Origin of the sequence: uncultured Marivita sp., from assembly GCF_947488135.1 — a bacterium.
Classification (GTDB): Bacteria; Pseudomonadota; Alphaproteobacteria; order Rhodobacterales; family Rhodobacteraceae; genus Marivita.
This window is the reverse complement of the sequence record NZ_CANKYW010000005.1, coordinates 53,085-74,471: the sequence shown is the minus strand read 5'-3', so window position 1 is coordinate 74,471 and position 21,387 is coordinate 53,085. Positions and strand designations below refer to the sequence as shown.

Annotated in this window: 22 protein-coding genes and 1 tRNA gene; 14 read left to right on the top strand and 9 right to left on the bottom strand. The window is 61.4% G+C overall.

Annotated features, from left to right (window positions below; genetic code table 11):
• Positions 1–26 precede the first annotated feature (26 nt).
• The 8 genes from Q1B16_RS14560 to Q1B16_RS14525 all read left to right on the top strand — a co-directional run bounded on the left by Q1B16_RS14560 (position 27) and on the right by Q1B16_RS14525 (position 8,258).
• The gene (locus Q1B16_RS14560; RefSeq protein WP_299790125.1) at positions 27–800 is read left to right on the top strand and encodes an ATP-binding cassette domain-containing protein; all 774 of its coding nucleotides are present in this window, start codon (positions 27–29) and stop codon (positions 798–800) included.
• Positions 801–826: 26 nt separating this feature from the next.
• Positions 827–1,555 carry a transporter substrate-binding domain-containing protein gene (locus Q1B16_RS14555; protein WP_299790122.1) on the top strand — a complete coding sequence of 243 codons (729 nt, stop codon included), beginning with the start codon at positions 827–829 and terminating at the stop codon, positions 1,553–1,555.
• A gap of 82 nt (positions 1,556–1,637) precedes the next feature.
• Positions 1,638–2,522 (top strand): ABC transporter permease subunit, encoded by an 885-nt coding sequence (locus tag Q1B16_RS14550; protein WP_299790840.1) that lies wholly within the window; start codon positions 1,638–1,640, stop codon positions 2,520–2,522.
• Complete coding sequence (locus Q1B16_RS14545; RefSeq protein WP_299790119.1) at positions 2,519–3,325, top strand: ABC transporter permease subunit; 807 nt, start codon at positions 2,519–2,521, stop codon at positions 3,323–3,325. Before Q1B16_RS14550 ends, Q1B16_RS14545 begins: the two co-directional genes overlap by 4 nt.
• 83 nt (positions 3,326–3,408) lie before the next feature.
• Positions 3,409–4,743, top strand: coding sequence for a glutamine synthetase family protein (locus tag Q1B16_RS14540; RefSeq protein ID WP_299790838.1), 1,335 nt, complete (start codon positions 3,409–3,411; stop codon positions 4,741–4,743).
• A 63-nt stretch (positions 4,744–4,806) separates the two neighbouring features.
• The gene (locus Q1B16_RS14535; protein ID WP_299790116.1) at positions 4,807–5,490 is read left to right on the top strand and encodes a type 1 glutamine amidotransferase; all 684 of its coding nucleotides are present in this window, start codon (positions 4,807–4,809) and stop codon (positions 5,488–5,490) included.
• Entirely contained in the window at positions 5,487–6,851 is a 1,365-nt protein-coding gene (locus Q1B16_RS14530; protein ID WP_299790113.1) for a glutamine synthetase family protein, read from the top strand. The genes Q1B16_RS14535 and Q1B16_RS14530 overlap by 4 nt, the downstream gene beginning before the upstream one ends.
• A 102-nt stretch (positions 6,852–6,953) precedes the next feature.
• Complete coding sequence (locus tag Q1B16_RS14525; RefSeq protein ID WP_299790110.1) at positions 6,954–8,258, top strand: FAD-binding oxidoreductase; 1,305 nt, start codon at positions 6,954–6,956, stop codon at positions 8,256–8,258.
• Between the two features lies 1 nt (position 8,259).
• Here Q1B16_RS14525 and phaR read toward each other — a convergent pair whose 3' ends face one another.
• From phaR to phaC, 3 genes are all read right to left on the bottom strand, one after another.
• Positions 8,260–8,838, bottom strand: a complete 579-nt coding sequence (phaR, locus tag Q1B16_RS14520; protein ID WP_299790107.1) for a polyhydroxyalkanoate synthesis repressor PhaR — start codon at positions 8,836–8,838, stop codon at positions 8,260–8,262.
• A gap of 179 nt (positions 8,839–9,017) precedes the next feature.
• Positions 9,018–9,467, bottom strand: coding sequence for a phasin family protein (locus tag Q1B16_RS14515; protein ID WP_299790104.1), 450 nt, complete (start codon positions 9,465–9,467; stop codon positions 9,018–9,020).
• Between the two features lie 136 nt (positions 9,468–9,603).
• Positions 9,604–11,397, bottom strand: a complete 1,794-nt coding sequence (phaC, locus tag Q1B16_RS14510; protein WP_299790101.1) for a class I poly(R)-hydroxyalkanoic acid synthase — start codon at positions 11,395–11,397, stop codon at positions 9,604–9,606.
• Between the two features lie 112 nt (positions 11,398–11,509).
• On the opposite strand from phaC, the gene phaZ reads away from it, so the two are divergent.
• Positions 11,510–12,787, top strand: a complete 1,278-nt coding sequence (phaZ, locus tag Q1B16_RS14505) for a polyhydroxyalkanoate depolymerase (RefSeq protein WP_299790098.1) — start codon at positions 11,510–11,512, stop codon at positions 12,785–12,787.
• A 577-nt stretch (positions 12,788–13,364) separates the two neighbouring features.
• On the opposite strand, the gene Q1B16_RS14500 is transcribed toward phaZ, so the two are convergent.
• The 3 genes from Q1B16_RS14500 to Q1B16_RS14490 form a co-directional block, all read right to left on the bottom strand.
• Entirely contained in the window at positions 13,365–14,333 is a 969-nt protein-coding gene (locus Q1B16_RS14500; protein WP_299790095.1) for a Gfo/Idh/MocA family oxidoreductase, read from the bottom strand.
• A gap of 91 nt (positions 14,334–14,424) precedes the next feature.
• Positions 14,425–15,321, bottom strand: coding sequence for an RNA polymerase sigma factor RpoH (gene rpoH, locus Q1B16_RS14495; protein ID WP_299790092.1), 897 nt, complete (start codon positions 15,319–15,321; stop codon positions 14,425–14,427).
• A 154-nt stretch (positions 15,322–15,475) separates the two neighbouring features.
• A complete protein-coding gene (locus tag Q1B16_RS14490; protein ID WP_299790089.1) occupies positions 15,476–16,501 on the bottom strand; it encodes an RluA family pseudouridine synthase in 1,026 nt (341 codons plus the stop codon).
• Between Q1B16_RS14490 and Q1B16_RS14485 the strand changes: the two genes are divergently transcribed.
• Positions 16,500–16,805, top strand: coding sequence for a DUF6476 family protein (locus tag Q1B16_RS14485; protein ID WP_299790087.1), 306 nt, complete (start codon positions 16,500–16,502; stop codon positions 16,803–16,805). The two genes, Q1B16_RS14490 and Q1B16_RS14485, sit on opposite strands and share 2 nt — an antisense overlap.
• 888 nt (positions 16,806–17,693) lie before the next feature.
• Here Q1B16_RS14485 and Q1B16_RS14480 read toward each other — a convergent pair.
• Positions 17,694–17,770, bottom strand: a tRNA-His gene (locus Q1B16_RS14480).
• Between the two features lie 52 nt (positions 17,771–17,822).
• A complete protein-coding gene (locus Q1B16_RS14475) occupies positions 17,823–18,308 on the bottom strand; it encodes a GNAT family N-acetyltransferase (RefSeq protein WP_299790085.1) in 486 nt (161 codons plus the stop codon).
• Between the two features lie 86 nt (positions 18,309–18,394).
• On the opposite strand from Q1B16_RS14475, the gene Q1B16_RS14470 reads away from it, so the two are divergent.
• Positions 18,395–18,589, top strand: a complete 195-nt coding sequence (locus Q1B16_RS14470) for a DUF6324 family protein (protein WP_299790083.1) — start codon at positions 18,395–18,397, stop codon at positions 18,587–18,589.
• 19 nt (positions 18,590–18,608) lie between these two features.
• On the opposite strand, the gene Q1B16_RS14465 is transcribed toward Q1B16_RS14470, so the two are convergent.
• Positions 18,609–19,088, bottom strand: a complete 480-nt coding sequence (locus tag Q1B16_RS14465; RefSeq protein WP_299790081.1) for an MmcB family DNA repair protein — start codon at positions 19,086–19,088, stop codon at positions 18,609–18,611.
• On the opposite strand from Q1B16_RS14465, the gene Q1B16_RS14460 reads away from it, so the two are divergent.
• The 3 genes from Q1B16_RS14460 to Q1B16_RS14450 are packed head-to-tail and all read left to right on the top strand — an operon-like array spanning position 19,005 to position 21,231.
• Positions 19,005–19,217: a hypothetical protein gene (locus Q1B16_RS14460; protein WP_299790854.1), complete on the top strand. Its 213-nt coding sequence runs from the start codon at positions 19,005–19,007 to the stop codon at positions 19,215–19,217. The genes Q1B16_RS14465 and Q1B16_RS14460 overlap by 84 nt on opposite strands.
• Complete coding sequence (locus tag Q1B16_RS14455) at positions 19,196–20,491, top strand: hypothetical protein (RefSeq protein ID WP_299790078.1); 1,296 nt, start codon at positions 19,196–19,198, stop codon at positions 20,489–20,491. The genes Q1B16_RS14460 and Q1B16_RS14455 overlap by 22 nt, the downstream gene beginning before the upstream one ends.
• Positions 20,488–21,231 (top strand): hypothetical protein, encoded by a 744-nt coding sequence (locus Q1B16_RS14450; RefSeq protein ID WP_299790075.1) that lies wholly within the window; start codon positions 20,488–20,490, stop codon positions 21,229–21,231. The genes Q1B16_RS14455 and Q1B16_RS14450 overlap by 4 nt, the downstream gene beginning before the upstream one ends.
• Positions 21,232–21,387: the final 156 nt, after the last annotated feature.

The window sequence follows — 21,387 nt, the reverse complement described above, 5'->3', positions numbered from 1 at the left end:
CTTTGAACCAGCCGCAAGGCCGCTCCGTGACCGACACGCCCGTTCTCGAAATACGCAACCTGCACAAGCAGTACGGGAACCTTGAGGTCATCAAGGGGGTCGACATCACCGCCCACCGCGGCGACGTGGTGTCGCTGATCGGATCGTCCGGGTCGGGCAAATCCACAATCCTGCGCTGCGCCAACCTGCTCGAGGACAGCCAGCAGGGCGATATCCTGTTCAAGGGCGAGGCGGTGCACTGGAAGGGCAAAGGCCTTGGCCGTCACCCCGCCGATCCGAAACAGGTGCTGCGCATCCGCACCAACCTGTCGATGGTGTTCCAGCAGTTCAATCTCTGGGCCCATATGACGATCCTGCAAAACGTGATGGAAGCGCCGGTCACTGTGCTCGGCCGCGACCGCGCCGAAGCCGAACAAGCCGCCCGCGGCTATCTCGACAAGGTGGGCATCGGCGACAAATGCGACGCCTATCCGGCGCAACTTTCCGGCGGCCAGCAACAGCGCGCCGCCATCGCCCGCGCGCTGTGCATGGAACCCGAGGCGCTGCTCTTCGACGAGCCGACCTCGGCGCTTGATCCCGAACTCGAACAGGAAGTGGTGCGCGTCATCAAGGATCTCGCCTCCGAAGGCCGGACCATGCTGATCGTCACCCATGACATGAAAATGGCCCGCGACGTGAGCGATCACGTGGTGTTCCTGCACCAGGGCCTGATCGAAGAAGAAGGCGCGCCGGACAATCTGTTCGGCGCCCCCAAATCAGAACGGCTGCGGGGGTTTCTGTCCTCCACAATGGCCGATTAACCAACCAAGAACTGGGAGTACCAAACATGAAAAAGATCATCCTGGGCACAGCCGCCCTTGCGCTGACCGCCTCGATGGCCTTCGCGGAAAGCCACTCGGTCGTCCGTCTGGGCACCGAAGGCGCCTACCCTCCGTACAACTTCATCAATGACGCGGGCGAGGTCGACGGCTTCGAGCGCGAATTGGGCGATGAGCTCTGCACCCGCGCCGAGCTGACCTGTGAATGGGTCACCAACGAATGGGACAGCATCATCCCGAACCTCGTTGCCGGCAACTACGACGTCATCATCGCCGGCATGTCGATCACCGACGAACGCGACGAAGTGATCGACTTCACGGCCAATTACACCCAGCCCGATCCCTCGGCCTACCTCGCCCTCGACGGCGCGGATGTGGATTTCGAAGGCGGCGTGATCGCCGCGCAGGCGGGCACGATCCAGGCAGCCCATATCGCCTCGTCCGGTGCCACGCTGGTGGAATTCGCCACACCCGACGAAACCATCGCCGCCGTGCGCAGCGGTGAGGCCGACGCGGTTCTGGCCGACAAGGCCTATCTCCAGCCCATTGCCGAGGAAAACGCCGACGTCGCCCTCGTTGGTGAGGACGTTCTGCTGGGCGGTGGCATCGGCATGGGCATCCGCGAAAGCGATACCGAACTGCGCGACAAGTTCACCGCCGCGATCGAGTCGATGAAGGAAGACGGCTCGCTCAACGCGTTGATCGAAAAATGGCTGCCGGATTCGGCAACCTTCTAAGCGCGATCTTCGAAGGGGGCGGCCCACCTGCCCCCTTCATCTTGCAAAATAAACTCATATCCAAGCCCACCAGAGGCGCGCCATCTTCAGTTTTTGCACAGATCCCGACACGCTCGGCACATTTCAGTGGTTCGCGTGTTACCTGACGACCGGAAAGCATATGGGCCTCTACTGGTCCTTCGGCACGGTCCTGCTTCTGCTTGCGATCACGGCGCCCACGGCCCTCGCCTTCGGCTTTGGCGGTGCCTCCGCCGCACGTTCCAGGATCGCGCCGCTGCGCTTGTTCGGCAAAGGCTACATCGCCATCGTGCGCGGCGTGCCCGACATCGCGTTCTTCCTGTTCTTCGTGCTGGCGCTCGACATTTTCTTCGAATGGATCCGCCACGAGATCAAATGCCCCGACTGGACCGACAGCATCTGGCAGGGCAATGACTTCGTCGTCTGCGACGTCGCGAAACTGCCCATGAACAACGCGCCTCAGTGGATACACGAGACGTATGGCTTCTTCCTTGCCGTTCTGACCTTCGCCATCGTCTTCGGTGCCTTCGCCGCCAACGTGCTCTACGGCGCGATGCGCGCGGTGCCCCACAACCAGCTCGAGACCGCCGAGGCCTACGGCATGTCGCGCCGGCAGGTCTACTGGCGCATTCTGGTGCCGCAAATGTGGGTCTTCGCCCTGCCCGGCCTGTCCAATCTCTGGCTCGTACTCATCAAGGCGACGCCGCTCCTGTTCCTGCTCGGGGTCGAGGACATCGTCTACTGGGCCCGCGAACTCGGCGGCTCCAAGACCCCGCGCTTTACCGACTATCCGCATGGCGACTGGCGCGTGTGGTACTTCCTCGGTCTGCTGATCTTCTACCTCGCCTTCACCCGCGTGTCGGAGATCGTACTCGACAAGGTGATGCGCAAGCTCACCCACGGACAAGCCACCATGGCCGGCGAAGCGCAGCGTAAGGCGGCGGCATGAGCTGCTGGGAAACCATCGCCGATTACGGGCTGCGGTCCCTCGGGATCGGAGAGCGCGTGCTGCCCCGCGAAGGCTTTACGCTGTGCCAGCAATTCACGCTGATCGGCTCGGGCATGCTGTGGAACATCTATTTCGGCGTGCTGGCCCTGTCCGCGGGGTTCTTCCTCGCCACCGCCGTGGCTTTGGGCAAAGCATCGAACAACGTGGTGATCCGCAAGAGCAGCGCGTGGTTCATCTTTCTCTTCCGCGGCTCACCGCTCTTCATCCAGTTCTTCTTCGCCTATTTCCTCTTCCTCGCGCTCAAACCCATCTCTCCGATCTTCGACCCGTTTACCTCGGCATGGCTGGGGGCGCTGATCGTGCTCTTCCTGAACACGGCCGCCTATTCGGGCGAGATCTTCTACGGCGCTCTGCAATCCGTGCCGCGCGGCGATATTGAGGCGGCGGACGCCTACGGGATGAGCGGCTGGGCGCGGTTCAAACGGGTCACATGGCCCACCATGCTGCGCCTCGCCTGGCCCGCCTACACGAACGAGGCGATCTTTCTCTTCCACGCCACAACGTTGGTCTATTTCTCGGGCTTCCCGGCCTGGCAACAACGGGGCGATGCGCTCTACTACGCGAATTTCTTTGCCGACAAGACGTTCAACCCGTTCATCCCCTACCCGATTCTGGCCTTCTACTTCATCCTGCTGACGCTCTGCATCATCAGCCTTTTCGGTCTGATCAATCGCCGCCTGAACCGGCACCTGCCGCAAGAGGCGCGGGCGAAGATGAAGCTCAAGCTGAACGTCATCCGGTGAATTCCGCTTGCTAAGATACGGTTACACCGCCTATTTCTAAATTTGATCAAATTATTGAAAACGGCGCTTCCATGGACTCCCATATTCGCAACTGGCTTCGCAAGAACCCGCAGGTCCGCACCATCCGGGTCGCAGCCTCGGACGTGAACGGACAGGCGCGCGGCAAACGCGTGCCCGCGCGCTTTGCCGACAAGGTGCTGGACGGCGGCACCCGATTTCCACTCTCGGTTCTGAACCTCGACATCTGGGGCGAAGACATCGACGACAGCCCGCTGGTCTTCGAGGCGGGCGACGCCGATGGCGTGCTCTGGCCCACCGGGCGCGGCTTTGTTCCGATGCCGTGGCTCGAAGCGCCCAGCGCGCTGCTGCCGCTTTGGATGTTCCGCGAAACCGGAGAACCCTACGAGGGCGATCCCCGCCATGCGCTGAACGCCGTGGTCGAACGCTACAAGGCGCGCGGCTTGACCCCCGTGGTAGCGATGGAGCTGGAGTTCTTCCTGATCGACGACAGCACCCGCAACCTTCAGGTGCCCGCTTCGCCCCGATCCGGCAAACGCCGCAAAGCGGGCGAGATCCTGTCGATCCGCCTCATTGACCAGTTCGACCGCTTCTTCACCGATCTCTACGACGCCTGCGAAGCGATGGACATTCCCGCAGACACGGTGATTTCCGAGGCCGGACTGGGCCAGTTCGAGATGAACCTCATGCATTGCGACGACGCGCTGCGCGCCGCCGACGATGCGTGGCTCTTCAAGATGCTGGTCAAGGGGCTGGCCCGCCGCCACGGCTTTGCCGCGTCCTTCATGGCCAAACCCTATCCCGACTACTCCGGCTCGGGAATGCACACGCATTTCTCGGTCCTGGACGAGCGCGGCAACAATGTCTTCGACGATGGCGGCCCGCGCGGCACCGACATGCTGCATCACGCCATCGCGGGGTGTCTCAATGGCATGTATGACAGCACGCTGCTCTTTGCGCCGCACTGGAACAGCTACGACCGGCTGGTTCCCGAAGCCCACGCCCCCACCGGCATCGCATGGGCCTACGAGAACCGCACCGCCGCGATCCGCGTGCCTTCGGGCAGCCCGGCGGCGCGGCGCATCGAACACCGTGTCGCAGGCGGCGATGTGAACCCCTACCTGACCTTGGCGGCCATTCTGGGCGCGGCCCTCACCGGCATCGAAGACGGCAAAGCCCCGCCCGATCCGGTCAAGGGCAACGCCTACGCGCTCGATCTGCCGCAGATCCCGGGCGATTGGGCGACCGCCATCTCCGCTTTCGAGACCAGCAAGATCATGCCGCGCATCTTCCACGAAGAGCTGATCCGCAATCTCGTTCTGACCAAAAAGCAGGAACGTCACTACATGGACGAGCTGACCGACGCGGAACGGGTCGAAATATACCTCGACACGGTCTGACCGCGTCCCTTGCTGTGCGCGCCGCGACAGCATAGCTTACGACCACAAACACCTTGGTGCTTCATGAAAATCGGAATACTGCAAACGGGTCTGGCACCGGACGAGCTCAAAGGCACGTTCGGCGAATATCCCGGATTCTTCGAACGTCTGCTCGCGGGCAAAGGCTTCACCTTCCAAAGCTGGTCGGTGGTGGAAAACGTCTTTCCCGACGGACCGGAAGATGCCGACGGGTGGCTCATCACCGGGTCCAAACACGGCGCCTACGAAGACCACCCGTGGATCCCGCCGCTGGAACAGTTGATCCGCGATATCGTGGCGGCAGAGCGCCCCCTGATCGGCGTCTGTTTCGGGCACCAGATCATCGCGCAGGCGCTGGGTGGCAAGGTCGAAAAATACGAAGGCGGCTGGGTCGTGGGACAGCAGGACTACGATTTCGGCGGTGAGACCATGACCATCAATGCCTGGCACCAGGACCAGGTTGTGAAAGCCCCCGAAGGCGCGCAGGTCGTCGCCAGCGGCAATCATTGCGCGAACGCGGCGCTGCTCTATCCGGGCAAGGCGTTCACCGTGCAACCGCACCCCGAATACGGCGATGATTTCATCGCGGGCCTGATCGAAACCCGCGGGCCGGGCGTGGTTCCCGAGGATCTGATGCAAGACGCCAGGTCGCGCATGGGTCAACCGCTCGACAGCGCGCGCATGGCGGACCAATTCGCCAAGTTTTTCCGCGAAGGAACCATCGCATGACCGACTGGACCGACAGCCTTCCCGACCCCGCCCGCACCTTTCTCGATGGGCGCAGGCTCGACGAGGTAGAATGCATCATCGCCGACCTTCCCGGCATCGCTCGCGGCAAGGCGGTGCCCGCGTCGAAATTCGCGCGGCAGGAGTATTTTCACCTGCCCGACTCGATCTTTTTTCAGACCATCACCGGCGATTGGGGCGAGGCCGCCGACGAAGACGATGGCGGCTTTATCGAACGCGACATGATCCTGCGCCCCGACATGAGCACCGCCACCGCCGCGCCCTGGACCGGCGACTGGACCTTGCAGGTTATCCACGACGCCTATGACCGCAAGGGCAAACCCGTGCCCTACGCCCCCCGCAATGTGCTCAAGCGCGTGGTGCAGCTTTACCGTGATCAGGGCTGGGAGCCGGTGGTCGCCCCGGAAATGGAGTTCTTCCTCACCGCCCGCAACCTCGATCCCGCCAAGCCGATCGAGCCGATGATGGGCCGCTCAGGCCGTCCCGCCGCAGCGCGTCAGGCCTATTCGATGACCGCCGTGGACGAATTCGGCCCGGTGATCGACGACATCTACGACTTTGCCGAAGCGCAAGGCTTCGAAATCGACGGCATCACCCAGGAAGGCGGCGCGGGCCAGCTGGAAATCAACCTGCGCCACGGCGATCCGGTCAAGCTTGCCGATGAGGTGTTCTATTTCAAGCGCCTCATTCGCGAAGCCGCCCTGCGCCACGATTGCTTTGCCACCTTCATGGCGAAACCGATCGAGAACGAACCCGGCAGCGCGATGCATATCCACCACTCGATCATGGATATCGAAACCGGGCGAAACATCTTTTCCGGACCCCAAGGTGGCGAAACCGACGCGTTTTTCCACTTCATCGGCGGGTTGCAGACCTACACCCCCGCCGCCATCGCCGTGTTGGCGCCTTATGTGAACAGCTACCGCCGCTATGTGAAGGAACACGCCGCCCCCATCAACCTGGCCTGGGGCCGCGACAACCGCACCACCGGAATCCGCATCCCGCTCTCGGGTCCCGCCAGCCGCCGGGTCGAGAACCGCCTCGCAGGCATGGACTGCAACCCGTATCTGGGCATCGCCGCCTCTCTGGCCTGCGGTTATCTGGGGTTGATGAACGAGAAATGGCCGTCGAAGCCGCTCAAGAAAGACGCCTACGAAGGTGAGGCGGACATTCCGCAAGTGTTGGGCCAGGCGTTGCAGATGTTCGAGGAGGCGACCGAGTTGCACGAGATCCTCGGTGAGGATTTCTGCCGCGTCTACTCCATCGTCAAACGGACCGAATACGAGGAATTCCTGCAAGTGATCAGCCCGTGGGAGCGCGAGCATCTCTTGCTCAACGTGTAACTCTGTGTGTCGAACCGGCTGCGCCGGTCCGACCGATGCGAGGGGCGCTGCCCCTCGCGCTCCCCGGCATATTTGGAAAAAGAAGAAGATCAGGACCGCGATTTGAACCTTCTGTTCAGCAATGACACACGTGGGGAATACCCCAAAAGCTGGTACGCCGCGACGGCGACTCCGCTGGAGCCCTTCGCCCCGTTGCAGGGCGAGACTCGCGCCGATGTGTGCATCGTCGGCGGCGGCTATACCGGGCTGTCGGCGGCACTGCATTTGGCCGAGATGGGGGCGGATGTGGTGCTGCTCGACGCGCATCGTGTTGGCTTCGGGGCATCCGGGCGCAATGGCGGTCAACTGGGGTCCGGCCAGCGGCAGGACCAGATCACGCTGGAAAAGATGGTGGGCATTGACGCCGCCCGACAGCTCTGGGATCTGGGCGAAGATGCCAAGGCGCTGGTGCGCGGGTTGATCGCGAAACACGGGATCGACTGTTACCTCAAAGACGGCATCGCCTGGGCCGCCTCGCGCCCCGCGGATGTGACCGACCTGCATGACTACGCGGCGCATCTGAACCGCCACTATGGGTACGATCAGATCACGGCGCTGGACCGCGATGCTTTTCACGCGCTGTGCCCGTCGCCCGACTACGTGGGCGGCACGCTCGACACGGGAGCCGCGCATCTGCATCCCCTGCGGCTGGCCCTTGGACTGGCCAAGGCCGCCGCACAGGCCGGGGCGCGCATTCACGAGCGCAGCCATGTGCATGACATCCAGCACGGCAGCAAGGTGACCGTGCGCACCGATGCAGGCCATGTCATTGCGGAGCAGGTGATCCTTGCCGGAAATGGCTATCTCGGCGGGCTCGATCGGCAGGTGACAGCGCGGGTCATGCCGATCAACAATTACGTCATCGCCACCGAACCGCTGGGCGAGGAGGCGGCGAAGGTGCTCACGCAGGATGTCGCGGTCGCGGATTCGCGCTTCGTGGTCAATTACTTCCGCCTCAGCCATGACAAGCGGCTGATCTTCGGCGGCGGGGAGACCTATGGCTACCGGTTCCCATCCGACATCGCCGCGCTGGTGCGCAAACCGATGAGCGTGATCTTCCCGCACCTGCGGGACGTGACGATCGACTACGCTTGGGGTGGCACGCTGGCCATCACGATCAAACGTATGCCCTATCTCGCGCGGGTGCGGCCGAATATCCTGTCCGCCTCTGGCTATTCGGGTCACGGTGTCGGCAATGCCATTCAGGCGGGCAAGCTGCTGGCCGAAGCGGTGCGTGGCCCGTCCGAAGGCTTTGCCGCCTTCAAGACCATCCCGCACACGCCCTTTCCCGGCGGTGGCCTCCTGCGCACGCCGATCCTGTCGCTTGCCATGTCGTGGTACGCGATGCGCGACCGGCTGGGGGTCTAGATCACTTGTCCAGCTTGGACAGCTTCTTCTGAAGTTCGGCCAGTTGCGTCTTGATCGCGTCGAGATCCTCGCTCTCCGACGCCGCCTCTTTCTTTTTCGGTGCTTCGTCCGTCTCGTCCGGCGACGGCCCCGACCATTGACTGCCCATGCCGCCGGTCATCGCCTTGAGGAACGCCTCCTGCTGCGCCTGGATCGCCTCGAAGCCGGGCACGCCTGTCATCGGGTTGGCCTTGCCCATGTTCTCCATCCATTTCGACTGGCTGTCGCGGAACATCTCGAAACTGGCGGCAAGGAATTGCGGTACCGCACTGGTGGCGGTGGTGGTGTAGCTGCGCACCAAATCGTTGAGCACGTTGGTCGGCAGTACGCTTTCGCCCCGGCTTTCGTGTTCCGCGATGATCTGGAGCAGATATTGCCGCGTCAGGTCGTCGCCGGATTTCAGATCGACGATCTGCACCTCGCGCCCGCCCCGGATGAACCCGGCGATATCTTCCAGCGTCACGTAATCGGATGTTTCGGTATTGTAGAGACGCCGGCTCGCGTAGCGCTTGATCAACAGCGGTTTTTCAGTGTCGGCCAAGGTGTCCCCTCCCTCGGAATGTCTGTGCTGCATTGCAGCCTAAGCACATGCAGCACAAAAAGAAAGCGTTGCTGACACCCGTGCGGCATTTGACAATAAAAAAGGCCGGATCCACGAATGGACCCGGCCTAAGTTTAGCGTTCCAATTTGGGAGGAGAGAACGCTAGTTCGTAAGAAGCTTACTTCGCAGCAGCAGTTGCCTTCTTGGCAGCGTTTGTCGCGTCAGCAGTTGCTTTCTTCATCGCAGCTGTTGCGTCTTCGGACATGTCCTTGCCAGCCGCCATCATCAGCTCAACTGTGTCCATCTGGACTTTCTTCGCGATTTCAGCGAAGGCGGCCATGTTTTCGGCAGCAACTTCAGCTTGGGCCGATGCGAAATCGGTCATCGCTTTTGCGTAATCCGCAGGCTCTGTTTTTGCCTTGGACATTTCGCCCAGCTTGGCAAGCGTGTCTTTGGTCCACTTTGCGGAGATCTCGGACGACTTTTCAGCCGCTTCGATCGCAACGTGGGACAGCTTCTCGTTCAGAGTTGCTGTGGTTTTGAAAGCGTCTTCCATTGCTTTCGTGTCGACCGGGAACGCGCCCATCATTTCTTTCAGGGTCGCTGTCATGTCGGGTGTCTTAGCCATTGTTCAAAATCCTTTCCTGCTTTGCGGGCCCACCCCGCTGTCTTGTGCAGATGCAGAATATATACATGCCGCAGTGCAGCATTTCAACCCTTTTTCTGCGGTGCAGCAAAAAAGTTTTCCCTAGGGAAGCTGACCGTCAGGCGGTTGCCTTGATCTGCACATACGTGCCCGGGGCGGGACCGAGAGAGGGATGGGATTTATCCCCTATTTCCCGTGCCTTGATCCATTTCCCTGCCCGCTTTGCCATCCATTTTTCCCACACGGGCCACCACGATCCTTCGGTGTATTCGGCCGATGACAGCCAGTCTTCGGGCGATAGCGACAGGTCGTCATTGGTGTAGTGGCCGTATTTTTTCTTCGACGGCGGATTGACGATCCCGGCGATGTGACCCGACTCGGAGACGATGAAGGTCTTGGATTTTGCCCCCATCGTCTGCACGCCGCGATAGCAGTCTTTCCAGGCCGCGATGTGGTCCGTCTCGCAGGCAATGGAACACAGCGGCACGTCCACGTCCTTGAGGCTCAGGGTATGCCCCAGCAGTTCGAACTCACCCTCGGCGAACTTGTTGGCCTGGCATAATCCGCGCAGATACTGCATCGCCATCCGCCCCGGCAAATTCGCCCCGTCTCCGTTCCAATAAAGCAGATCGAAGGCAGGGGGCGTTTCGCCCATCATGTAGCTCTTGATCGCCGGGCCGTAGATCAGGTCGTTCGACCGCAAATAGCTGAACGTGCGCGCCATGATAAAGGACTTGAGGATCCCGGTATCGCCGATCTCGGCCTCGATCCCGTCGATGAAGTCGTTTTGCAGGAAGGGCGTGAATTCCCCCTGATCGGCAAAATCCGTCAGCGTGGTAAAGAACGTGGCCGATTTGATCGAGGTGTCACCGCGCTGCTTCAGCAACGACAGTGTCAGGCTAAGCGTGGTGCCTGCGATGCAATAGCCGATCGCGTTGATCTTCTCGACATTGCAGATCGCCTTCACTTCGTTGATCGCCCGCAGATACCCGTCTTCGATATAGGTATCGAGACCGACATCCTTGTAGCTTTCGTCCGGGTTGATCCAGCTCACCACAAAAAGCGTGTAGCCCTGATCAACCACCCAGCGGATGAACGAATTTTCCGGCTTCAAATCCAGAATGTAGAACTTGTTGATCCAGGGCGGGAACAGGATGATCGGCGTCTCGTGGACCTTTTCCGTTGTGGCCTTGTACTGGATCACTTCCATCATGTGGTTGCGATAGACCACCTCGCCCTCGGCGGTGGCGATGTTGGTGCCGATCTCGAACGCCTTTTCGTCGGCCAGCCGTACGACCAATTCTCCATTGTTCGCTTCGAGATCCGCTACGAGGTTCTCGAGCCCTTTGACAAGGCTTTCGCCCTCTGTCTCCAACGCCTTTTGCAACGCATCCGGATTGGTGGCGAGGAAGTTGGTCGGCGCGAACATATCGACGATCTGCTGTGCAAAGTAACGCAACCGCTTCTTTTCGGTCGCGTCCATGTCCTCGATATCCTCCACCGCGGTGCGGATCGCCTCGGCGTTGATCAGGTATTGCTGCTTGATGAAGTTGAAATACGGATGCTCGTCCCAAAGCGGATTTTTGAACCGGCGGTCCTTCGGTCCGGGATTTTCCGGCGCCTGCAACTTGCCCTTGGCCAAAGCGCGCTGCGCCTCGACATAATGCGTAACCGACTTGCCCCAGTATTCGATCTGGTGCTCCAGGATCTTGGCAGGGTTCTGAAACCACTCCTGCCAATACGCCTGGATCGCCTCACCGAACAGTGCCGCGTCGGGCGAGTGCAGGGACGAATTGATCTGCTTCTTGCTGGATAGAGCCGTCATCAACCGTCCGGTCAAGGTTTCTATCTTTTGCAAATTGGCCTCAAGTTCCGCGCTGATTTCCGGTGCGGTGACGTCTTCAGTTGTCATGGCCAATATTCCCCCCTAAGTATGCTGCCATGCAGAATACAGTCGCTAGCGGTGGGAGGCAAAGCGACGAAACAGCCCGGTTTTCCGGGTCGACTTCGAAGGAGACGCCTCTATGCGCTACATGATGACATACGATCTCATGGAGACATTTCGCAATACAAATCAATGGCTTGGCGCAACCGCCAAGACGATGGCCTCCTACCCCGCCTGGGCGATGATGCCAAACCCAGCCATGCAGTGGATGGCGGCCTGGGGTGAAGTGACCGAACGCACATTCGAGCGGATGGTGGTCAAACCCGACTGGGGGATTCGCACATTCACCCACGAAGACGGCAAGGATCACCTCGTCGAGATTGAGACTATAGTCGAACGTCCCTTCGGCGATCTGATCCACTTCAACGTGGTCGGACGCGAGGAACAGCCCCGCAAGATCCTGTTGGTGGCCCCCATGTCCGGTCACTACGCGACCCTCCTGCGCTCCACTGTCAAATCCCTACTCGTGAATTGCGAAGTTTACGTGACAGACTGGCACAACGCGCGTGACATTCCGGTCAGCGCCGGCAAGTTCGATGTCGAGGATTACACGCTCTACCTCATGGAGTTCATGAAAGAGCTGGGACCCGACATCAACGTTGTCGCCGTATGCCAGCCCGTTCCGCTCACCCTCGCGGCCACCGCCTATCTGGCCGAGCTTGAGCCCGACGCACAGCCGCGGACGCTGACATTGATCGGCGGTCCGGTCGATCCCGACGCGACCCCGACCGACGTGACCGACTTCGGTCGCCGCGTGACGATGGGCCAGCTCGAAGAAACCATGATCCAGCGCGTCGGCTTCAAGTACAAGGGCGTCGGCCGCATGGTCTATCCGGGCCTGTTGCAGTTGGCCTCGTTCATCTCGATGAACGGCGAACGTCACGCCGATGCCTTCACCAACCAGATCCAGAACGTGATGCGCGGCGAAGCGTCGGATCACGATCCGCATAACCGGTTCTACGACGAATACCTCGCCGTGATGGACATGCCCGCCGAGTTTTACCTCTCCACCGTGGACCGCATCTTCAAGAAACGCGAGATCGCGAAGAACGAATTTGTCGTCGCGGGCCACAAGGTTGATTTCGGAGCCATCACAAAGGTGGCGGTCAAGACTGTCGAAGGCGAAAAAGACGATATCTCCGCCCCCGGTCAATGCCTTGCCGCCCTCGGTCTCTGCACCGGTCTGCCGGACGAGATGAAGGCCAGCCATGTCGAACCGGGTGCCGGCCATTACGGCATCTTCGCGGGCAAGAGCTGGCGGAACAACATCCGGCCATTGGTGCTCGATTTCATCGACAGCAACAGCGGCCCGTCCCGCGCGAAAAAAGCCAAACCGGCAAACACCAACGCCGCGTGACCAAAACGGGCCGATCCAAGGGATCGGCCCATTTTCGTTATATCTGCGTGTGGTTCACCCTGTCAGAGCACAACACTGCGCGGGTCTGACGGATCGAAACAAAGTGTTCCCGGCAAGGCCTGCCGGGGCGTCATGCATCGCCAAACGTTGACACATGCGTTCCCTTGCATAGATACACTAAAGACTACAGGGTAACGGCAACGATCATGGACCTAATACGCGTCACTTTTGAGTGCGAAGACTGCGGTGGAACCGTCCTCGCGACGGACGACAAGCCGACCAACGACTCCGTCGTCTGTTGCAAGCGGTGCGGATGGGTCTACGGGACCTTCCGAGACCTCAAGCGCAATGCCGTCGATGAGGCTCTCAGTTTCGCCCTCGCTACTGCCACCCAAAGAATTAAGAAACGCAGCAGAAAACTCTACTGATTTGATGTCCATGGATTTGCGTGTCCCCAAGTCTTTTATGGGTATACGCAGCCGATCCGGTTTGGATCACTTCTTGTCGCTTTTGAAACATCTTTTCACGCGACAGACCCCGAGCGCCGATGCAGGCGTCCGAACCTCCCGCACCTTCGTCAGCCCTCCGCAGCCCAGATCATGTCGATAAGGCTCTGCGTGCCTTTGCTGAACTCCAACGGGCACGGGTAGGCCGCCTCCCCGCGCGCCGCCGCGCCGAACGCTTCGACCTGCCGCACATATTGGTTAACGCCGGGATAGCGGAACACTTCCACCGGCCCGGATTTGCGCATCAACCGTATCTCGGCGTCGCCATAGCCCAGCGGATTGAACGGCACCGGCACCTCGATCACGCCCCGCGTGCCTTGCAACGTCACCGACTGATACCGCTGCATCCGCATCGACGTGAACGAGGTCAGCGTGAACCCGTCGAACTGCACCATCGCTTCGGCCCGCACCTCGACCCCGTCTTCGCGCCGGATATCCGCCGACAGAACGCGCAAGGGCTCCTGCCCGGTCACGAAGCGCGCGCAGCCCAGCGTATAGACCCCGGTATCCGGCAGGCTCCCGCCGCCGGTCTTGACCGCGTTGCGGATATTGCCGGGATCGCCGGAATTGTCATACGTGAAGATCGCATTGATGCGCTGCAGCTCGCCGATGGCCCCGTCCTGCACCCAGGTCCGCACCTGGTGCCACTGCGGATGGTGCACGATCATGTAGGCCTCTGCCGCCACCAACCCCGTCCGATCCCGCAGCGCGATCAGATCGTCGATCTCATCCGCCCGCATCGCGATCGGCTTTTCACACAGCACATGCTTGCCCGCCTCCAACGCCTTGCGTGTCCACTCCACATGCAAAGAGTTCGGCAGCGGAATGTAAACCGCATCGATCTCCGGATCGGCCAGCACGGCCTCATAGCTGTTTACCACCCGCAAGTCTGCGTCGATGGCCTGAAATGGCGCCGCCTTTGCCGGGTCGGACGTGGCCAACAACGCCAATTTCGACTGCCGCGCGGCGTGGATCGCCGGGGCCATCTGTTCCCGCGCAAACTTGGCCGCACCAAGGATACCCCACCGAATGACCGACATGCTGACCTCCTCCTGACTGCTAGGTCCCGCCTAACACGAAAAAACGCCGGGCACAGGCCCGGCGTTACCAGTCTCACGTCGTGACACGCGTTCAGCTTGCCGTCACAAGCCCCTGCTCTTTCGCAAGGTCGCGCATCCGCTTTTGCAGCTTCTCGAACGCCCGCACTTCGATCTGGCGGATGCGTTCGCGGCTCACGTCGTACTGGCCCGACAATTCTTCGAGCGTCACCGCTTTTTCGGCCAGACGTCGTTGCGTTAGGATGTCTTTCTCGCGGTCGTTCAGAACATCCATTGCCTGCGTCAGCAACGCACGGCGCGCGTCAAGCTCGTCCTTTTCCTCGTAATCCGTGGCCTGGTCCGCACTCTCGTCCTCGAGCCAGTCCTGCCACTGCATCGTGCCTTCGCCTTCGGAGCCGACAGTCGCATTCAGCGACGCGTCACCCCCCGACAGACGCCGGTTCATCGAGATCACTTCGTCCTCGTTCACGCCCAGATCATGCGCGATCTTGGCCACGTGCTCGGGCCGCAAATCGCCATCCTCAAGCGCACCGATGCGCGACTTCGCCTTGCGCAGGTTGAAAAACAGCTTCTTCTGCGCCGAAGTCGTACCCAGCTTCACCAGCGACCACGACCGCAGGATATATTCCTGGATCGACGCACGGATCCACCACATGGCATATGTGGCCAGACGGAATCCCTTTTCGGGATCGAACCGCTTGACCGCCTGCATCAGGCCGACATTGGCCTCGGAAATCACCTCCGCCTGAGGCAATCCGTAGCCGCGATAGCCCATGGCGATCTTCGCCGCCAACCGCAGGTGGCTCGTGACCATCTTGTGTGCGGCTTCGGTATCTTCCTGCTCGACCCAACGCTTGGCGAGCATGTACTCTTCCTCCGGTTCCAGAAGCGGGAACTTCCGGATCTCCTGAAGATAGCGACTCAGTCCGGCTTCCGGTGACGGGGCCGGGAGATTCGCATAATTGGCCATACCCTTGTCCCTCCAATGTTTACGGGCTTAACATTTAATCTGGGATGTTGCCCGCCAGTTTCAAGTCCTGTGGCGTGTGTTGACCTCAATTTAACGCACAATAACCGCCATGTAACCCGAGTGTCAGTGCACTCACGCACATGGGACCATTGTTTCACTCACGCAAAACCGAGATCAAATCCGCCATGTCTTGAGGTAACGCAGCCTCGAACCGCAGGGTTTCGCCGCTCACGGGATGGTCAAAACCCAGCACCGCCGCGTGCAGCGCCTGTCGGTCGAACGCGCCCAGCAGCGCCATCGCGGCATCCGACAGCGCCCCCTTCGCGACCTTACGCCGCCCACCATAGACCGGATCGCCGATCAACCCGTGCCCGGCATGCGCCATATGCACCCGAATCTGATGCGTGCGCCCTGTCTCCAGCCGACATTCCACCAGCGACACTTGCGCCGGAGTGCCGTAGACCTCCAGCACCCGCGCGCGGGTGATCGCGTGTTTGCCGTGGCCGAAGAACACCGCCTGTTTCTGCCGGTCCGTCTTGTGCCGCGCCAGATCGCTGGTGATCTTGATCACCGCGCCGGGTTCGATGGACACGCCCCGCACCCCGCGCAACCGCGGATCGGCCGGATCGGGATGCCCGTGGACCAGCGCCTGATAGGCCCGTTCCACCGTATGCGCCGCGAACTGGTCGGCCAGCCCGTGATGCGCCCGGTCGGACTTGGCGATCACCAAAAGCCCGCTCGTATCCTTGTCGATCCGGTGCACGATCCCCGGACGCCCCACGCCCCCGACCCCGGACAAGCGCCCGCCGAAATGATGCAACAGCGCATTGACCAAGGTGCCCGACGGCGTGCCCGGCGCCGGATGCACCACCATGCCCGCAGGCTTCATCACCACGATCAGGTCATCATCCTCGAACCGCACGTCCAACGGCAGGTCTTCGGCCTCGATATGGCTCTCCGTCACCTCGGGAACCGCAATCTCGATCACGTCGCCTTCGGACACCAGTCCCTTGGGGTTGCTCAAAACCTCCCCCCCGCGCTGCACCGCGCCCTCTTCGATCAGCTTGGACAGCCGCGTCCGCGACAGGGCGGCTTCCTCTGGCACGTCCCGCGCCAAGGCCTTATCAAGGCGATTGGGCGGTGACGCGCCGATGATGACGCTTATGATGGACTCAGACATGGACAACGCCCCCGAGGATCAGGTCGTCGAACCGGCCAACCTGCGTTTTCTGCGGCGGCTGGTGACAGTCCTGACCGCGACTATGATCGCGGGCGTCATACTCATCACCGCACTGATTGTCATCCGCTACAATCAATCGGCCACTCCGCTGCCCGACACGATCACCCTTCCGGACGGCACCACGGCCACCGCCTTCACCCAGGCGCGCAACTGGTATGCGGTTGTGACAGAAGACGACCAAATCCTGATCTTCGCCCGCGACACGGGCCGCTTGCTGCAAACCATCGACATCGAAACAGAGTGAGACTGCTCAAGACACCCCCGGCCTAAACGGGAGTGTCTCACTCAATACGGACATTATCAGCGTCAGGCGTCCAACCTTCGCGAGAACCCGCTTGCCTTGAATGAAGGCAACGACGAAATGCGCCGGTTTGCAGGATGCCGAGGCTTGGAATCCTTATCGATTCTTCGTGTTTTCGCGAATTTGAGCCGAAACGCAGGGGTGCTCTCGCCAGGAAAATCGATCAACGAGACCTGCCCAGTCCTGAGCCAATTCGGCACGCTCTGTTTCGCGGCACCCGGAAACAACCGCACCGGGCGTGGTGTTCGCGCTCTGGTGACCAAGCGCCGATTCAATAATGTCCGAGTTATAAATACCTAGAAAAAATGGCATCGTATCACCTTGGTTGAGGCCCCCGCCCCAAGTGACCAAATTGCGGCAAAATTTGTCAAAAATATGGCAACGGACACATTTTTTCTTATCCGGGCCTCATTACCGCCTTAATAATTCAGTGTCCTAAGCACAAAAAACACCGTGTCTTGAGTGACTTGGCCGGATCAATCAGGTCCGCATGGAAGATCACAGTCGATCATCGTGTGGAGACGCCAGTTCCAATAATCGAATTGGTACTAGGAAAGCGTTGTTGGTAACAAACCGACATCTCCACGCGGGACAGAGTCACGAAAAAGCCTTTCGATATCTACACAAGCATTGGAAACAGGCTGTTTCCAAAATGGAAACAACATATCCCCATTGTTAGTCGCGGGTTTCTCCGAAGATGGCTATGCTGCGAACGTGACGAGGCGTGTCCTTGACACCCTCATTGATTCAGAGCCCCTCCACCACTCAAGAGCGTAGGTCGACAACCGCCTCTAGAGCGCGCGTCTAGGTCTCATCGTTCGTCTTGGATGATGGTACCGACACCCCGGCTCGAACGGGGGACCTCTTGATCCACAATCAAGCGCTCTAACCTACTGAGCTATGTCGGCACTGAGGGGCGAAATAACGGGACGGTTCCGCCATTGCAAGACCCATCTGCCCCTATAACGTGACTTCCCACGCCTGTTCCACCAGATCGACCCCAAAGCTGTGCACCGGTTTCGACGATGTGCAGCTCCAGCCGTTCCGCCGGTAAAGCGCGCAGGCCGCCGCGTGGCTTTCATGGGTCCAAAGCTGCATCTTCCGGTAGCCGCTCTGGCGCGCGAAATCCATGCAGGTGGTCAGCATCCGCTGCCCCAGGCCCTGCCCCCGCGCCGGTTGGTCCAGCAGGAACAGCCGCAGCTTGGCCGTCCGCCCCTCCAACCGAACGCAGAAAATACTGCCAAGCCGCACGCCCTCGCGTTCGGCCACCCAGCCCCTCTCGCAATCGGGATTGTGCCGGGCCTCGAAGTCACGAAGGATCGACCCGACAAGCTGCCCGAAACTGTCGTCGAACCCCTCGGCCTCGGCGTAGTGTCGTGCGTGCAGATCGACCAACCAATCGTGATCCGCCGCTCCGAAAAGACGCAAGGTGGTCTTGTCCGCCATCCACGCAGCATACCCGGCGGAACTTGCAAAACAACCCCACCGGGTCTATGCCCTCGGCCCTGAACCGCACATCCCGGAGCACGATCATGGGCATCAACACCGAACGCGACATCGAAGCCAACCTGCAAATCGGCCCGACCGATCTGGGCATGGTGCGCCTCTTCGTGCTGGCCGACGGGATCGAGATCCCGATGGATTTCTCGCCCGAGGAAGCCGACGAAATCGCCGAAGAGATCAAACTCGCCGCCACCGCCGCACGCAAGGTCAAACCCAAGCGATAACCGCGACACGCGGACCGCCTTACCCCCAGGCCGCCAGCATCGCCTCCGGATCACGCAGCGCGTGCAACCGCCGCGCCGCGTGCATCGCGAATTTCCGGATCAGCTTGTTGCGCCGCGCCGCCGCCAGCTTGTCCTCGGGGGCCATCCGCACGATCTCGGCATCGTACCCGTCGGCGATGATCAACCCCGTTTCCATCGGCAGCAGGTCGGTGGGGAAGTCCAGATCGACCGCCCAGAAATAGCGGTCGCACCAGTCCAAATACCCCTCCCATTTGCAGTCCGACTGAAAATCGGCGCGCGAGGATTTGCATTCGACCACCCAGATCTCGCCCTTGGGACCAAGCGCCATCACATCCACGCGCAGCCCCCGATCCGGCACGAACTCCTCGATCACCGAAAACCCGTGGCTCGCCAGATGGCGGCACACGCCGCGCGCCAACACCTGCCCGGGCTGAAGAACGCCGGCCTCGGCGCGATGAAGATCAGTCAAAACGCTCATGCGGGAAAATATGAACATTTCGTGAACAAAATCAAGTCCAGCCGCCCGGCCCTTCATTCCCCCGCCAAAAAACATACCTTGGAGGAAATCACGCAAAAGGACATCCCATGGCCGAAGACCACCGCCTGACCCGATCCGAAGCACGCGGCGTCCGCTATGCCCGCGAACTCGAAGGCCATCTCGGCTGGCTCGACACCTTCTCCGGCACCGCGCTGGGCGTCCTCGCTGTGGCCTCTGGCATCTACACCTATCTCGGCGTGTCCTCGCTGCTCGATGAGAACGGCGCCATGTCGGTCTTTGCCGCCATCGCCTATTCCGTCGCCGTGTCGGTGGGGATCTTCGTCTTCTGGTCCTACCTGATGCGCCTCTTTCCAGCCGTGCGCACTGCCCAGGCTCGCATCGGGCTGCTGGTCGCGATGGGCCTCGGCAGCCTCGCCATCGTCGCCATGTCCTCATGGCTCAACGCCGCGGCCCTTGCCGGATCGGCGGCGGTAGAGCAGCACCTCGCCAAGACCGTGCAGGATTACCAGACCTCGCTCGAACGCACCCACGACATCGCGCTCTCGGCGCAATCGCTGGAACGCGACGTCGCCCGCGTGCGGCAAAGTTTCGAGGATCTCTCCGAACTCGAAGCCGAAGGCACCCTTTCGGGCCTTGCCGGGCGCGGCGCCGTCTTCCGCGTCCTGCGCCAGAAGGCCGCCGAACTCTCGGCCCTCGAAGACCAGATCGCGCTTCAAACACCGCGAATCGACACCGCGTTCGAACGGGGCAACGCGATCCTCTCCCGCATGCGCGCCCTCACTGTCGAACAGGGGCCCGTGCAGGCCCGCTCGGTCGAGTTTTCCACCGCCGCCGTCGAATTGCAGGGCCTGATCTCGCAGATGCGCCAGCTCTCCGTCGCCGCCCTCGTGGAACGCGCGGCACAAGATCTCGCCGCCTCGGTCGTTCTGCCCGAACTCGACGGGCGCACGGCGGAGAACCGGGGCGATCAGGCCGCCACCATCACCTCGGTGCTCGACGTGCTGGCCCAGCGTGCCACCACGCTCGAAAACGCCGCCAGCGATGTGCTGGCCCTCACCCCCGCGCCCGATGTCACTTACGCGCCCATTTCCTCGGCCGATGCGGTCATCCTCTACGCGCGCAACTTCCTGCCCTCCTGGGCCGGTGCCATCGCCATCGACCTGCTTCCGGCAGTGCTCGTCCTGATCCTCGCCGTGACCCACGCCGCCATCCGCCAGGGCCGCGAAGGGGCCGCGGTCGAGGACACGCTCACGCTCGCCGAACTGCGCGCCGCCGTGACAGCCCTGCGCGACGTGGAACAAGTGGCCGAAGGCGTCGTCACCCCGCCAGAAGAGCGTCAGCCCGACAGCCAGGTCACACCGCTGACAGGCACGAAAAAATGAACCGCTCCTCCGTCTCCCGCGTCCTGATGGGGGTGCTGATCTTCCAACTTGGCATCGGCGTGCTGCTGATCCTTGGCGACATGCAGGGCAATTTCCGCCTGCCCAGCTTCGGCCCCGACGCCCCGCGCCTCAGCGAACCCGTGCGCCCCGGCGACCAGCGCCGCCAATTCGAACCGGCGCGCGACATGCCCCGTCTCGACCCCGAACGGGATCCGGGCGATCTGCCCACACGGCTCACCCTGACGCAGACCGACACGTCCGGGCTCTGGCGGCTCGAAGGGGCCATCGACGACGGCGATGCAGAGCGGATTCTCGACCAGATCGCCAAAGCCGAACAACCGCTCGACACGCTCATCCTGCAAAGCCCGGGCGGCTCGGTCCGCGATGCGCTGACCCTTGGCCGCGCCCTGCGCACGCGCGAAATCGGCACCCGCGTCCTGCAAGGCGAATACTGCTTCTCGGCCTGCCCCTACCTCTTCGCCGGCGGCATCACCCGCAGCGCCGAAGACGGCGCCGCCATCGGCGTACACCAACACTATTTCGGCGAAAACACGCTGCTCCCCGCCTTCGTTGCCGTCGAAGACATCCAGCGCGGCCAGGGCGAGGTGATGGTCTATCTCGATGAGATGGGAATCGATCCGCTGGTGATGCAACACGCGCTCACCACGCCGTCGGATGAAATCTACGTCCTCCTGCCCGAGGAATTGCAGGACTACGGATTCATCACAGACACAAACTGACCCTTGTCGGACGGGGGTCGCCGCCTTATCTGAGGCTTAGGCGGGTTCTGCCCTTCTCGTGCTAGGTTGCATTCCGGTGGCCTTAAGCAATTCCGAGGGAGTTGGCTCTGTCCGGGCCCTGGTCCGGTTACCTGACGCCCACCTGTACATACAGGT

Bases quoted from the DNA above. Each gene is read 5' to 3' on its own strand.
- Q1B16_RS14555 (WP_299790122.1), top strand. From the start codon at position 827: ATGAAAAAGATCATCCTGGGCACAGCCGCCCTTGCGCTGACCGCCTCG.
- Q1B16_RS14470 (WP_299790083.1), top strand. From the start codon at position 18,395: ATGGGCATCAACACCGAACGCGACATCGAAGCCAACCTGCAAATCGGC.
- Q1B16_RS14455 (WP_299790078.1), top strand. From the start codon at position 19,196: ATGGCCGAAGACCACCGCCTGACCCGATCCGAAGCACGCGGCGTCCGC.
- rpoH (WP_299790092.1), bottom strand. From the start codon at position 15,321: ATGGCCAATTATGCGAATCTCCCGGCCCCGTCACCGGAAGCCGGACTG.
- phaC (WP_299790101.1), bottom strand. From the start codon at position 11,397: ATGACAACTGAAGACGTCACCGCACCGGAAATCAGCGCGGAACTTGAG.
- Q1B16_RS14545 (WP_299790119.1), top strand. From the start codon at position 2,519: ATGAGCTGCTGGGAAACCATCGCCGATTACGGGCTGCGGTCCCTCGGG.
- Q1B16_RS14515 (WP_299790104.1), bottom strand. From the start codon at position 9,467: ATGGCTAAGACACCCGACATGACAGCGACCCTGAAAGAAATGATGGGC.
- Q1B16_RS14475 (WP_299790085.1), bottom strand. From the start codon at position 18,308: ATGGCGGACAAGACCACCTTGCGTCTTTTCGGAGCGGCGGATCACGAT.
- Q1B16_RS14460 (WP_299790854.1), top strand. From the start codon at position 19,005: ATGGCGGCACACGCCGCGCGCCAACACCTGCCCGGGCTGAAGAACGCC.
- Q1B16_RS14490 (WP_299790089.1), bottom strand. From the start codon at position 16,501: ATGTCTGAGTCCATCATAAGCGTCATCATCGGCGCGTCACCGCCCAAT.
- Q1B16_RS14485 (WP_299790087.1), top strand. From the start codon at position 16,500: ATGGACAACGCCCCCGAGGATCAGGTCGTCGAACCGGCCAACCTGCGT.
- phaZ (WP_299790098.1), top strand. From the start codon at position 11,510: ATGCGCTACATGATGACATACGATCTCATGGAGACATTTCGCAATACA.
- Q1B16_RS14535 (WP_299790116.1), top strand. From the start codon at position 4,807: ATGAAAATCGGAATACTGCAAACGGGTCTGGCACCGGACGAGCTCAAA.
- Q1B16_RS14500 (WP_299790095.1), bottom strand. From the start codon at position 14,333: ATGTCGGTCATTCGGTGGGGTATCCTTGGTGCGGCCAAGTTTGCGCGG.
- Q1B16_RS14530 (WP_299790113.1), top strand. From the start codon at position 5,487: ATGACCGACTGGACCGACAGCCTTCCCGACCCCGCCCGCACCTTTCTC.
- Q1B16_RS14450 (WP_299790075.1), top strand. From the start codon at position 20,488: ATGAACCGCTCCTCCGTCTCCCGCGTCCTGATGGGGGTGCTGATCTTC.
- Q1B16_RS14465 (WP_299790081.1), bottom strand. From the start codon at position 19,088: ATGAGCGTTTTGACTGATCTTCATCGCGCCGAGGCCGGCGTTCTTCAG.